The sequence below is a fragment of the Mycobacterium sp. NGS57 genome (assembly GCF_059812405.1).
Window position 1 is genome coordinate 479,467 of the sequence record NZ_JCALCP010000002.1, and the last position, 12,672, is coordinate 492,138.

The window sequence follows — 12,672 nt, forward strand, 5'->3', positions numbered from 1 at the left end:
TTATTTGGCGAGTTCCTCGAGGGCCAGCGTGGCGTGAGCATAAGCGCCCCCGGCGCGCATCTCGGCGGCGACCCAGATGGCCTCCATGATCTCCTGGTCGCTGTTGCCTTTCCGGCGCGCGAGCCGCGTGTGGCCGCGGATGCAGTAGGGACATTGGGTGGTGTGGGCGACCGCGACAGCGATCAGCTGTTTGGTTTTTTCGGGCAGCGCGCCGTCGGCGAACACCGCACGGCTGAACGCCTCGAACGCGTCGTGGGTGTGCGGGGCGAGTTCCCTACGGAGTTGGTGGATCTCGGGGGCGGTGGGGTGATACATCTCCCCGGCCATGATGGCTCCTTCCGGCGTCGATCTGCCTCGTCAGGGTGTTGGGGCGGCGGCGTCGGCGTCGCCGAGCAGCTGCCTCAGGACGTACTGCATGATGCCGCCGTGGCGGTAGTAGTCGGCCTCGCCGGGGGTGTCGACGCGCACGATCGCGTCGAACTCGACGTCACCCGCTTTGACATGCACGGTCTCGGGGATCTTGTCGCGCAATGCGTCGATGCCGGTGATGTCGACGATCTCCTCACCGGTGAGCTCCAGCGAGTCCGCGTTTTGCCCGTCGGGAAATTGCAGCGGCAGCACCCCCATCCCGATGAGGTTGGAGCGGTGGATGCGTTCGTAGGACTCGGCGATCACCGCGCGCACACCTAGCAGCGCGGTGCCCTTGGCCGCCCAGTCGCGCGACGAACCCGACCCGTATTCCTTGCCGGCGAGAATAACCAGGGGGGTGCCCGCGCCGGCGTAACCTACCGACGCGTCATAGATGGTCGCCACCGGTCCGCCCGGCCGGGTGAAGTCGCGCGTCCACCCGCCCTCGGTGCCGGGTGCGAGCTGGTTGCGCAGTCGGATGTTCGCGAACGTACCGCGGATCATCACGTCGTGGTTGCCGCGTCGTGAACCGTAGGAGTTGAAGTCCTTGCGTTGAATGCCGTGCTCCGACAAGTACTTTCCCGCGGGTGAATCTGGCTTGATGGATCCGGCGGGGCTGATGTGGTCGGTCGTTACCGAGTCACCCAGTTTCGCGAGCACCCGGGCGCCGGTGATGTCTACGACCGGCTCGGGCTCACGTTCCATCCCGTCGAAGTAGGGCGGCTTGCGCACGTACGTCGAGTCGGGTTCCCACCCGAACCTGTCGCCGTCGGGAACCGGCAGCGAGCGCCAGCGCTCGTCGCCGGTATATACGTCGTCGTAGTCCTTACTGAACATCTCGGAGCGCAGCGAGCTGGCGACTACTCCGGTGATCTCCTCGGTCGCGGGCCAGATGTCGCGCAGGAAGACGGGCCGCCCGTCGCTGCCGGTGCCCAGCGGGTCGCGCAGCAGGTTGAGGTGCAAGGTACCCGCCAACGCGTAGGCCACCACCAGGAGCGGGGATGCCAGGAAGTTCATCTTGCATTCCGGATGGATGCGTCCCTCGAAATTCCGGTTGCCCGACAGCACCGAGCAGACGGTCAGGTCGTTGTCGGTTACCGCCTGGCTTACCTCGGGAATCAGTGGCCCGGAGTTACCGATGCAGGTCGTGCAGCCGTAGCCGACCAGATTGAATCCGAGCTTGTCCAAATACGGTGTGAGCCCGGCTCTTTCGTAGTAGTCGGTGACCACGCGCGAACCGGGGGCCAGTGAGGTCTTGACCCAGGGCTTGGAGGTGAGGCCTTTCTCGACAGCCTTTTTCGCCAGCAGCGCGGCACCGATCATCACCGACGGGTTGGAGGTGTTGGTGCAGGAGGTGATCGAGGCGATGACCACGTCCCCGTTGTCGACGCTGACCCGATCTCCGTGCAGGTTGATTTGGACCGGGTTGCGTGGCCAGGCGTTTCCGTCGCCGTCGGTCTGCGGCGCGTGTGGGCGATCGCCGGGGTGGTCGCTGCTGACAGCGATCGGATCGCTGGCGGGAAACGACTCCGCGGATGCCTCATCCAGACCCAATTCCATTGCCTCGGCATATGTCTGACCGGACAGCAGCGCGGCGACTGCTTGGGGAGCGACGCGCAACGGGATGCGGTCCTGCGGTCGTTTGGGCCCCGCGATCGACGGCTCGACCGCGCTGAGGTCCAGCTCGATCGTTTGCGAGAACGTCGGCTCGTCGTCGGGGTGGTGCCACAGGCCCTGCTCCTTGGCGTAGACCTCCACGAGCCGGATCTGTTTCTCGGGGCGTCCCGTCAGCCGTAGGTAGTCCAAGGTGATGTCATCGATCGGGAAAATCGCGCACGTCGCGCCGTACTCGGGGCTCATGTTGCCGATGGTGGCCCGGTTGGCGAGCGGTACGTTGGCCACGCCGGGCCCGTAGAACTCGACGAACTTGCCAACCACACCGGTGCGGCGCAGCAACTCGGCCACGGTCAGCACCAGGTCGGTGGCGGTGACGCCGGGGGGTAGCTCGCCGGTCAGCTTGAGACCCAGCACCTGCGGAATCAGCATGCTCATCGGCTGGCCGAGCATGGCCGCCTCGGCTTCGATGCCGCCGACACCCCAGCCCAGCACACCCAGTCCGTTGACCATCGGCGTGTGTGAGTCGGTGCCGACCAGCGTGTCGGGGTATGCCAACGGCCCGTCCGCGCTGTCGCGCGTGAATACCACGCGGGACAGGTATTCCAGGTTCACCTGGTGGCAGATGCCAGTGTCCGGGGGCACCACCCGGAAGTCCGCGAAGGCCTGCTGCGCCCAACGCAGCAACTGGTAGCGCTCGGCGTTGCGCTCGAACTCCAATTCGGCGTTGATGCGGAAGGCATCCGGGCGACCGAAGACATCGGCGATCACCGAGTGGTCGATCACCAACTCGGTCGGACACAGCGGATTGATGCGTCTCGGGTCACCGCCGAGTTCGGTGATGGCATCGCGCATCGCGACCAGATCCACCACGCATGGCACCCCGGTGAAGTCCTGCATCAGGACCCGCGCCGGCGTATAGGCCACTTCTCTGCCGTGCCGGGCAAGGGGATCCCATGCGGCCAGCGCATTGATCTGCTCAGCGGTGACCAAGCGCCCGTCCTCGTTGCGCAGCAGATTTTCCAGCAGGATCTTCAAGCTGTATGGCAGCCGATCCGTGCCGTCGATCCGGTCGAGGCGGTGGATGATGTACGTCTTGTCGTCGACCGTGAGCCGGGCGAGTGTTCCAAAGCTGTTCGAAACCATGGGATATCGCGTCTCTGCGGGTCAGCTCGTCAACCGCAACACGTCGGCGAGCGAACGCCGCGGGGTGGGCGGCGGCAGCGCGTCCAGCACCGGCGCCACACCGACCCGGATCAGGACCTGGGGCAGGTCGGTATGGTCCGTCAGCGCCGCGAGGAGTTCGCGGCTGACCGACAGTTCCGTCAGATGTGACACCGGGCAGGTGGCCAAGCCGGCCATCGTGCATTCCAACAGGACGCTCGACAGCGCCTCGCCGCACGCCAGCGCATCGGCGCGGCTGTCACCGTCGGTCGACAGCATCAGGATCTCCGAGTAGTCGTGGACGATCGCGGTGCGCCGCTCGCTGTGGTGGGTGAAGGGAAAGGCCCGATTGACGCCGACCCGATCGTGCTCGGCAACCGAAACCAGGGAGCTGTACGGGATGCCCTCCGAAATCTCGAATGGCGATGTCCACCAGTTGAGTTCGCAATGATACGTGGAGTCGTACCGGCGCAGCGATTCGGTCAGCTCGGCTGCTTCGGCAAGGCGCGGACGCATCTCCTCTCCGAGGACGTCCAAACGCACCGCCTCGGTATCGATGCTGCTGCGTAGCAGGGGCTCCAACGCCCCCCAGTCGGCGGGCGCGAAGAACGGGAGCCGATCGGTTCGGCGATTCAAGATCGCGTCGGCACGGCGACTTTGCTCGTCGGTCACGTCACCCGCGGGGGCGAATTCCACCCGTGCCAGGTGCGTGGGGTGATCCGGGTCGGGAAAACGCTCGACCTCGGCCCTCCAGCCCGCGGCCGCCATCGCCACCCGAAGATGCTCGAGCGCTCCGCCGCAACCGATATGGGCCTCCCGCATCGATCGGTCCGCGTGCACGACGCGACTCCGGTCAAGAAACAGGTCCAAGCGGGGGCCGTCCGCCGCCCACCGCCACGGTTGGGTGTTGTACAGCGACGGGGCACGGCACGCCAACCGCAGGGCGTTCTCGATGACTTCGATTTTCACGGTCTCCACCATCGTTCCCAACACAGCGCACCTGCCTTGCATCGAGCTTATTATTAATGAATAATATCCTCTAAATAACCGCAGGGCAACCGGCGAGAGGAGGGATGGGGTGGATTACCAGCGCGCCGAGAGCGAGGCCGGACGACTGCACCGGTCCGGCCGCAACCAGCAACGCCAACGGGTCCTTGAACTGGTGCGCGAGCGCGACGAGCCGGTCGACGCGGCCGAACTCGGCGCCCGCCTGGGCCTGCATACGACCACGGTGCGGTTCCACCTTGACGCGTTGTGCGGCGACGGAGTCGTCGAGCGTAGCCGGATCACCCGGGCTGGTGTCGGTCGTCCCCGCACCGGCTACCTTGCCGTGCGCGAGCGGTTGGACTATCGAAGCCTGGCCGAGATATTGGCGCTGGAACTGGGTGACACCGTCGACGAGCGGCGCCGGCGTGCCGAAGCCGTCGGCCGCCGCTGGGCCGAGCGCGTCAGGGGTGCAGTTGCAGCGCGCCAACAGTTCCCGGATCGTGCCGAACCGATGGCAGTCCTCGAGCAGCAAGCCGAGATGGTCGCGAAGGTCTTCGACCGGATGGGATTCGGCCCGGAGCTGAGTCCGCCCGAGGCATCGGCGACCGGCAACCAGCGGAGCATCGAGCTGCACAGCTGCCCGGTCCGCGACCTGGCCCGGGCCCACCCCGAGGTGGCGTGTGCCATGCACCGTGGAATGCTGCGGGGACTGCTCGCGAATACCGCGGCCCGCGAGGGCGATTCGGCTTCTCGCGCGATGCAAGCCGAGCTGGAGTCGCTCGTCGAACCCGACTTGTGCCTCGTACGGGTGATCGCACATGACTGAGTTGCGTGCGCCGGGCGGTCAAGCGGTCGCCGATCTCGCCGACCGCGCGGATGTCGAGGCGCTGCTGCGCCGGTTCTACGGTCGGGTGATGCTCGACGACACGCTCGGCGAGCCCTTCGCCGAGTTACGCAGCACGGGCCTGGACTCGCACATCCCGGTGATGGCCGACTTCTGGGAGACCGCGCTCTTCCGCGCCGGACTTTACCGGGGGAGTGCGTTGCATGCCCACCGACGCGTCCATGAGCGAACTCCGTTGAGCGGCCGTCACTTCATCCGGTGGCTGACCGTATGGATCGACACCGTTGATGAGATGTTCGATGGACCCGTGGCCGAGCGCGCGAAGATCCAGGGCACCAGGATCGCCTGGGCCATGCACCGGCGGCTGACGGGCACGGACACGCCTGAGCTCGACACCCTGATTGCCCGCTGAAGCCAGTCCGAACGGAGCACTACCGGCGGAAGAGCTTGCGCCCCAGCCAGACAGCCGGGTCATACCTGCGGCCCGCGACGCGTTCCTTCATCGGGATGATCGCATTGTCGGTGATCTTGATGTGCTCCGGACAGACCTCGGTGCAGCACTTGGTGATGTTGCACAGCCCCAGGCCGTGCCGGTCCTGGGAGAGATCCCGCCGGTCGGCGGTATCGAGTGGGTGCATCTCCAGCTCGGCGATGCGAATGAAGAAGCGCGGTCCGGCGAACGCCTTCTTGTTGTCTTCATGGTCGCGAATCACATGGCAGACGTCTTGGCACAGGAAGCATTCGATGCACTTGCGGAACTCCTGGGAGCGCTCGACGTCGGCTTGGGCCATCCGGTATTCGCCGGGCCGCAGGTCTTTGGGTGGCGCGAACGACGGGATTTCCCTGGCCTTCTCGTAATTGAACGAGACATCGCTGACGAGATCGCGAATTACGGGGAAGGCTCGCATCGGGGTGACGGTGACGACGTCGTCGTCGGCAAAGGTCGACATGCGGGTCATGCACATCAACTTCGGATAGCCGTTGATCTCCGCCGAGCAGGAACCGCATTTGCCCGCTTTGCAGTTCCAGCGCACCGCGAGGTCATGGGCTTGTGTGGCCTGCAGCCGGTGGATGACGTCCAGCACAACCTCGCCCGGGTTGACCTCGACGGAGAAGTCGCGGAGCTCACCGCCGCCGCCGTCGCCGCGCCATACCCGCATGGTTGCGGTGTAGGTCACGAACCTCTCCGGTCGGCCGGAGTTTTCTCAGGTGGCGGCCCGGCATTGATGCGGGGTTTGTGTCCGACGTGCAGCTCGCTGCGCATCCGCTCCATCATGTGCGGGTAGTGCAGCTCGAAAGCCGGGCGCTCCGAACGGATCCGGGGCAGCTCGGTGAAGTTGTGCCGCGGCGGCGGGCAGCTGGTCGCCCACTCCAGCGAGTTGCCGTGCCCCCACGGGTCGTCGACGGTGACCGGTTCACCGAACCGCCAACTCTTGAACACATTCCACACGAACGGGAACATCGAGACACCCAAAATCAACGCGCCGATCGTGGAGACGATGTTCAGCGGCTGGAAGCCGTCGGTGGGCAGATAGTCGGCGTAACGGCGGGGCATACCCATGTTGCCGAGCCAATGCTGGACCAAGAAGGTGGTGTGGAAGCCGATCAGGGTCAGCCAGAAGTGCAGCTTGCCCAGTCGCTCGTCGAGCAGCCGGCCGGTCATCTTCGGAAACCAGAAGTAGATACCGGCGAACGTGGAGAACACGATGGTGCCGAACAGCACGTAGTGGAAGTGTGCGACGACGAAGTAGGTGTCGGTCACGTGGAAGTCGATCGGTGGGCTGGCCAACATGACGCCCGATAGTCCGCCCAGCAGGAACGTCACCAAAAAGCCGAACGCGAACAGCATCGGCGTCTCGAAGGTCAACTGGCCCTTCCAGATAGTGCCGATCCAGTTGACGAATTTGATACCGGTCGGCACGGCGATCAGGTAGCTCATGAACGAAAAGAACGGCAGCAGCACGGCTCCGGTGGCGAACATGTGGTGCGCCCACACCGCCACCGACAGCGCCGCGATCGACAGCGTCGCGTACACCAGCGTGGTGTAGCCGAAGATCGGCTTGCGGGAGAACACCGGCACAACCTCGCTGATGATGCCGAAAAACGGCAGCGCGATGACATACACCTCGGGGTGGCCGAAGAACCAGAACAGGTGCTGCCACAACAGGACTCCGCCGTTGGCCGGGTCGTAGACGTGGGCACCGAGGTGGCGGTCGGCGGCCAGCCCGAACAGCGCCGCGGTCAGCAGCGGGAAAATGATCAGCACCAGGATCGAAGTGATCAGGATGTTCCAGGTGAAGATCGGCATCCGGAACATCGTCATCCCCGGCGCGCGCATGCACACCACGGTGGTGATCATGTTGACCGCGCCCAGAATGGTGCCCAAACCACCGACCGCCAAACCTAGGATCCACAGGTCGCCCCCGGCGCCGGGACTGTTGACGGCGCTGGACAGCGGCGTGTAGGCGGTCCACCCGAAATCGGCAGCGCCGCCGGGGGTGATGAACCCGGCCAGGGCGATCAGCGCGCCGAATGCAAACAGCCAGAATGACAGGGCATTGAGCCGCGGGAACGCGACGTCGGGTGCGCCGATTTGCAGCGGCAGCACCAGGTTGGCGAACCCGAACACGATCGGGGTGGCGTAGAACAGCAGCATGATCGTGCCGTGCATGGTGAACAGCTGATCGAACTGCTCGTTGGACAAAAATTGCAGCCCCGGCGCGGCCAGCTCCGTCCGCATCAACAGCGCCAGCAGGCCGCCGATGAAAAAGAAGATGAAGCACGTGACGCAGTACATGATGCCGATCAGCTTGTGATCGGTCGTGGTGATCAGCTTGTAGAGCAGGCTGCCCTTTGGTCCCTGCCGCGCGGGAAAAGGGCGGCGTGGCACCAATATTCGCGGCGACACTTCGGTAGCCATCAGGCCCTCCACTGACTCGGTGTTGGACGGCCGACCGTTAGCCGACGCCCGTCGGTTCGCGGGCTACCGCGACGGCGAGTGCATGTCGGGCTTGCACAGCTGCGGGTTGCGGGCCTCCGGGAATTTCTACAAGCGCACTTGTGGAAACGGTACCTCATGGGCGGGGGATTGGGAAGGTCTTCCACGTCACCTCGGTCCGTGCCGCCGGAGTCGGCGGGCGCCGGTTTCGTTGTCGGCCATGGGCGCTCATAATTCGAGTGGTTTATACAAGCACGCTTGTGTAAACTCCGCGACATGGCATATGTGATCGGAGAACCCTGTGTTGACGTGATGGACCGGGCGTGCGTTGAGGAGTGCCCGGTGGACTGCATCTACGAAGGCGGCCGGGCGCTCTACATCCATCCCGACGAATGTGTGGACTGCGGCGCGTGCGAACCCGTCTGCCCCGTCGAGGCGATCTACTACGAGGACGACCTGCCCGAAGAGCTTCAACCCTATCTAGCGGACAACGCGGCGTTCTTCTTCGACCCGCTGGCCGGTCGTAACGAGCCGCTGGGGTCACCGGGCGGGGCTGCCAAAGTCGGCCCGCTGGGCGTCGACACACCGCTGGTGGCCAGCCTGCCCAGGCGGGACGAGCAGCAAGCGTGAGCGCGGTCGCCATGTCACATGCGGACACCTGTGAAGAAAGGGCAGCAACGCGATGAGCCTTCGCGACGACGGCAAGGTGTGCCTGGAAGTCGGGGTCAACGAGGAGGCCACCAAGGACGAAAACCCGAACGTGCCCTACGGTGCTGAAGAGACGGCTCGCGATGTGGTGGAGTGTATTCAGCACGGAGCCACGGTGGTTCATTACCATGCCCGATACGATGACGGTCGGCAAGCCTGGTCCGACGACGAGGTCTCCCGCGCCGTATTGGCTACGGCGGCCCGTGATGTGGATCCGCTGGCCTACCCTGGCTACGCCGGTAGCCTCGAGCACGTCTGGGCGCTGGCCGCGCGGCCACCAGCCGGTGCCGAGTTGTTGTTCGCACCGTTCGACCCGGTTCAGCACGTCAAGCGCGTGGTGTGGCTGGAAGACGAGAACCAGTTCCAAGTGGCCGATTTCGGCCCCGACGATCCGAACGGCTCACATCCGCCCTACCCGCCCGAACTCGACCAATTCACCAAGGTGGGGCTGGTACCGAGCATCGCCGTGTTCAACGCCGTCGACCTACGCTGGGTGATACTGGCCGCCCGCATCGGGATCTTGCGGCAACCATTGAATATCAAGCTGTTCTTTTCCGATCGTTGGGTGTCCAATAACGAGCCTGACCCTGCCGTACTCGACTTCCTGGTCTCGCGCATCCCGAAATGGATCGACCACGAAATCGTCGTCGTGCCATATGCGATGAGCTCCGCCGAACGCTGTCAAGAGCTCTGGGAGCACGCACTGGACCGTGGACTGGGCATTCGCGTGGGCATCGGGGACTGTCCGTCGGTGTTCCGGACTGTCACCAACGCCGAGATGGTGGATCGCGCGGTCAACCTCATCACCAAACGGGGGCTCACCCCGGCCACACAGGCTGACATGCGCGCCCGCTTCGCTGCGGCCGAGGTGGACGAAACCGAGCTGATAAGGGTGGTCGTCAACCGAAATCGCTGCCTGGGATGGGGCGTGTGCTACTCCCACGCCCCAGAGATCTATCAACCCGACGCCGAGGGCTTCTGCGTCGTCGTCAAGCCCTACGTCGATGCCAGCCTCCTGGAGAAGGCCATCGAGGGTGCGGCGAGCTGTCCGGAACGGGCGATCAGGGTCGAGTTATGCGAGGACACGTCACCGCCGGAAGATGCCCAGTCGGTAGCGGGCAAGGGCGCCCGCTAGCGGTATTACCGCCAGCTGGCCGGCAGATCGACGATGTGATTGGGGCAGTAGTCCTGGGCCGCCAGGGACATGACGTTCCGCGCGGCCTCGGCCGACATCCTGGCGCGCAGCATCATGAAGGCGTATTCCGCTGGCGCGTAACCAGCTTCGGGGCCGGCCGGGTCGTCCATCAGCTGGCAGGCCTGCTTTTCCAGGTCGCTGTCGGCGTGCGCGGTGCCCGCGCCGAACAGCGCCGGCAGGGCGACGAGCCCGCCGGCGGCGATTTTGGTGGCAAGCCTCAATGTTTCACCTTCACCCGCATCTCGCCGGCCAGTGTAGAGCGCTTCTCGCGGGACGGAGTCCCGCCCTAATCGGTGACGGTCATCTGGTCGTCGCTGCTGGCCCACGATCGGGCGAAGACGTCGAGCGGCACCCGCTCGCTTCGGCCGTCTTCGTTGCCGCTGTCGTTGAGGTACACGACGCCGTCAGCGGTGTCGATACCGGTGACGACCACCGCGTGGTTGGCCTCGGGCCGGCCGTCCGGTGTCTTGTCCTCGACGAGCTCGCCCCAGATGACTTCGGAGTTGACCCCTGCGATCACCTTGCGGCCCTTAACCAGATCCTGCTCGAGCGCGCTCATGTCCGTGGGGACGCCGGCGCTTGCGGCGCTGTCCCTGTTGGTGGTCACGGCGTGGATCCCGTAGTGCGCGAGCAGCACCGGCTCGTCGTCGAAGGAGGTGCCGGCGCCGGCCTTGTGCTGCTTCGGCTTGGTGTACACCGGCCCGGCGTGCACGACGCTCGGAGTGGACTGCGCCAGCTTGACGATGTCGCGCTCGGTGGGCTGGCGACCGGTCAGCTCACCGACCACGTCGGCGACGGCCATCTCCACGCAGTCGTCGTCGTATCCCTGGTAGCGCCAGAACGGGGCGGCCGCCGCGGGATTGCCAAAGAGCGTGCCCTCGCCGCGGGGCGGGGTGGGCGTGGCGTGCGCGGTCCCCGCGTCCAGGCCCACGTTCAAGCCCAGCGCCATGCCCAACGCTGCCGCGCCGGCCAGGACCGCCGGGGCCGTGCGGGTGCCGATCATGCTGTGCCCTTCTCACGAATCTCCAATACATGTCTGAGAAGAGGCTGCGTTCGTTACCTGCTAATGGGCTCCGGCCAGGTTCAGTGTGACCACGCCGGCGATGATCAGCGCGACGCCGGCGACCTTCGCCGCGGACACGGGGGAGCCGAGGAACAGCACGGCGATCAGCACGATGGCGGCCGTGCCGATCGCCGACCACAACGCGTAGGCGACGTCCGTGCGCATGCCGCGCGAGATCGACAGGGCCAACAATGCGAAGGAGACGGCGTACCCGGCCAGGCAGGTGAGCGTCGGCCACAGCCGGCTGAACCCTTCGGTGCTCTTGAGCAGGCTGGTCGCGACCACTTCGGCGAAGATCGCACACAGCAGGATGAGGTAGGTCATCGAGTCACCGCGACGACGACGTCGCCGGGTTCTCGGCCTGCGCCTCGTCCTCGACAGCCTCGAGGTGGCTGTCGTGGGCGGCCTGCCAGTGCTCGTCGGCCGCCTGCTGCAGCCGGGCCGAGCCCCCGCGCCCGGCCATCGCGGCGCGCTGGTAGGCGTTGGCCGTGCGCTCGTGCGCCCGCGCCAGTTCCTCGTGCCGCCGGGCGGCGGCGTGATGAGCGTCGACGGCGAACCGCAGCGATTCCTCGGCGCGATGTTGCGCGAGGATCACCGACTCCGGGGACGGCCGCTCGCCGGCGGCCAGCTCGGCCCGCCGCTGGCGAAGCTCCTGCACCCGCTCCCCGACCTGCTCAGCACGTTCGGATCCTTGACCCATGGCACCTCCCGACGACACCTGCAACCAACCACCACGCTACGACGGTAGAAACTATGACGGCTACGACGGAGGGTGCGCCATGACCGTTTCCGCACGACCGATGCGCTTCGACGTCGGCGACGCGATCGGCGAGGAGGCGTCGTTGGCGGCGACCTATTACCCCGCGGCCGGGGGCGTTCCGGCCCCCGCCGTCCTTGTCTGCCTGCCCGGCGGCACCTACAGCCGCGAATACTGGGACCTGAACATTCCCGGCCGCAGCGGCTACAGCTTCGCCGACTTCGCCACCCGCAACGGCTATGCCGTCGTGACGATCGACCCACTCGGCACCGGCGAAAGTTCCAAGCCCGCAAGCGCTTTCGGCTTCGCCGACATCGCCGCCGCACTCGCCCGGGCCGTGGCCGCGCTGCCGGGCGTTACCGGTGACCACGCACCCGCGGTCGCCGTGGCGCATTCATTGGGGGCCTACCTGGCCATCGTCCAGCAGGCGCTCTTCGGCAGTTACGCCGGCCTGGCGGCGCTGGGCTGCACCAACCAGCACGTCGCGCCGCTGAACCTGGATGCCGCGGTCCTCGCGCAAGCCGCGACCCCGCAAGGCCGCGCCGAACTGGCCCGGCAGATCCTCTCCGCCCTGCCCGACCCCTATTTCGAGGGCCCCCGTGAGTACCTGCAGAGCTGGTTTCACCTCGCCGACGTGCCCGCCGACGTCGTGGCCGCGGACTGTGTCACCGCAAAGTCCGTGGTACCGCGGGTGTTTGGCACCGCGATGATCCCCGGCGTAGTCGCCGACCATGCCGCGCGGATCGGCGTTCCCGTGCTCCTGGGCTACGGCGTCGTCGACGTCTCGCCGGAGCCCCGCGCGGAGGCCGGCCTGTACCGCGCCAGCCCCGACATCACCACCGTCGTCCTGGCCGACAGCGCGCACTGCCACAACATGGCGTCGAGCCGCCAGCGGCTGTGGCGGCGCCTCCTCGGCTGGGTGGAGACCGCCCTTCCGGCCGACAGCGGATAATGGCATTCTCTTCATTGGAGAAGCCGTTTCCGGTACCCGGCC

14 protein-coding genes are annotated in these 12,672 nt (G+C 66.1%); 5 read left to right on the top strand and 9 right to left on the bottom strand.

Annotated features, from left to right (window positions below):
• The 3 genes from AC5Y43_RS05785 to AC5Y43_RS05795 are packed head-to-tail and all read right to left on the bottom strand — an operon-like array spanning position 1 to position 4,179.
• Positions 1–327 (bottom strand): carboxymuconolactone decarboxylase family protein, encoded by a 327-nt coding sequence (locus AC5Y43_RS05785; RefSeq protein ID WP_499970189.1) that lies wholly within the window; start codon positions 325–327, stop codon positions 1–3.
• A gap of 30 nt (positions 328–357) precedes the next feature.
• On the bottom strand, positions 358–3,168 hold the full coding sequence (locus tag AC5Y43_RS05790; protein ID WP_499970191.1) for an aconitate hydratase: 2,811 nt from the start codon (positions 3,166–3,168) through the stop codon (positions 358–360).
• Positions 3,169–3,189: 21 nt separating this feature from the next.
• Positions 3,190–4,179, bottom strand: a complete 990-nt coding sequence (locus tag AC5Y43_RS05795) for an Acg family FMN-binding oxidoreductase (protein ID WP_499970193.1) — start codon at positions 4,177–4,179, stop codon at positions 3,190–3,192.
• 85 nt (positions 4,180–4,264) lie between these two features.
• Here AC5Y43_RS05795 and AC5Y43_RS05800 point away from each other — a divergent pair, with 85 nt between their 5' ends.
• Positions 4,265–4,999, top strand: coding sequence for a helix-turn-helix transcriptional regulator (locus AC5Y43_RS05800; protein WP_499970196.1), 735 nt, complete (start codon positions 4,265–4,267; stop codon positions 4,997–4,999).
• Positions 4,992–5,429, top strand: a complete 438-nt coding sequence (locus AC5Y43_RS05805) for a group III truncated hemoglobin (protein ID WP_499970198.1) — start codon at positions 4,992–4,994, stop codon at positions 5,427–5,429. Before AC5Y43_RS05800 ends, AC5Y43_RS05805 begins: the two co-directional genes overlap by 8 nt.
• Positions 5,430–5,448: 19 nt before the next feature.
• Here the strand turns inward: AC5Y43_RS05805 and AC5Y43_RS05810 are convergent, their stop codons facing one another.
• Positions 5,449–6,195, bottom strand: a complete 747-nt coding sequence (locus AC5Y43_RS05810; RefSeq protein WP_499970200.1) for a succinate dehydrogenase/fumarate reductase iron-sulfur subunit — start codon at positions 6,193–6,195, stop codon at positions 5,449–5,451.
• Positions 6,192–7,937 carry an aa3-type cytochrome oxidase subunit I gene (gene ctaD / locus AC5Y43_RS05815; protein ID WP_499970202.1) on the bottom strand — a complete coding sequence of 582 codons (1,746 nt, stop codon included), beginning with the start codon at positions 7,935–7,937 and terminating at the stop codon, positions 6,192–6,194. Before ctaD ends, AC5Y43_RS05810 begins: the two co-directional genes overlap by 4 nt.
• 294 nt (positions 7,938–8,231) lie before the next feature.
• On the opposite strand from ctaD, the gene fdxA reads away from it, so the two are divergent.
• Complete coding sequence (gene fdxA, locus AC5Y43_RS05820) at positions 8,232–8,585, top strand: ferredoxin (protein ID WP_499970204.1); 354 nt, start codon at positions 8,232–8,234, stop codon at positions 8,583–8,585.
• Positions 8,586–8,637: 52 nt separating this feature from the next.
• Complete coding sequence (locus tag AC5Y43_RS05825; RefSeq protein ID WP_499970206.1) at positions 8,638–9,798, top strand: 3-keto-5-aminohexanoate cleavage protein; 1,161 nt, start codon at positions 8,638–8,640, stop codon at positions 9,796–9,798.
• A gap of 5 nt (positions 9,799–9,803) precedes the next feature.
• Here AC5Y43_RS05825 and AC5Y43_RS05830 read toward each other — a convergent pair whose 3' ends face one another.
• From AC5Y43_RS05830 to AC5Y43_RS05845, 4 genes are all read right to left on the bottom strand, one after another.
• Complete coding sequence (locus AC5Y43_RS05830; protein ID WP_499970208.1) at positions 9,804–10,079, bottom strand: hypothetical protein; 276 nt, start codon at positions 10,077–10,079, stop codon at positions 9,804–9,806.
• 65 nt (positions 10,080–10,144) lie between these two features.
• Positions 10,145–10,861 carry a C39 family peptidase gene (locus AC5Y43_RS05835; RefSeq protein ID WP_499970210.1) on the bottom strand — a complete coding sequence of 239 codons (717 nt, stop codon included), beginning with the start codon at positions 10,859–10,861 and terminating at the stop codon, positions 10,145–10,147.
• A 60-nt stretch (positions 10,862–10,921) separates the two neighbouring features.
• Positions 10,922–11,245, bottom strand: a complete 324-nt coding sequence (locus AC5Y43_RS05840; RefSeq protein WP_499970212.1) for a DMT family transporter — start codon at positions 11,243–11,245, stop codon at positions 10,922–10,924.
• 4 nt (positions 11,246–11,249) lie between these two features.
• A complete protein-coding gene (locus AC5Y43_RS05845) occupies positions 11,250–11,621 on the bottom strand; it encodes a hypothetical protein (RefSeq protein WP_499970214.1) in 372 nt (123 codons plus the stop codon).
• Between the two features lie 79 nt (positions 11,622–11,700).
• Here AC5Y43_RS05845 and AC5Y43_RS05850 point away from each other — a divergent pair, with 79 nt between their 5' ends.
• Positions 11,701–12,630 (top strand): alpha/beta hydrolase, encoded by a 930-nt coding sequence (locus tag AC5Y43_RS05850; protein WP_499970216.1) that lies wholly within the window; start codon positions 11,701–11,703, stop codon positions 12,628–12,630.
• The last annotated feature ends 42 nt before the right edge of the window (positions 12,631–12,672 follow it).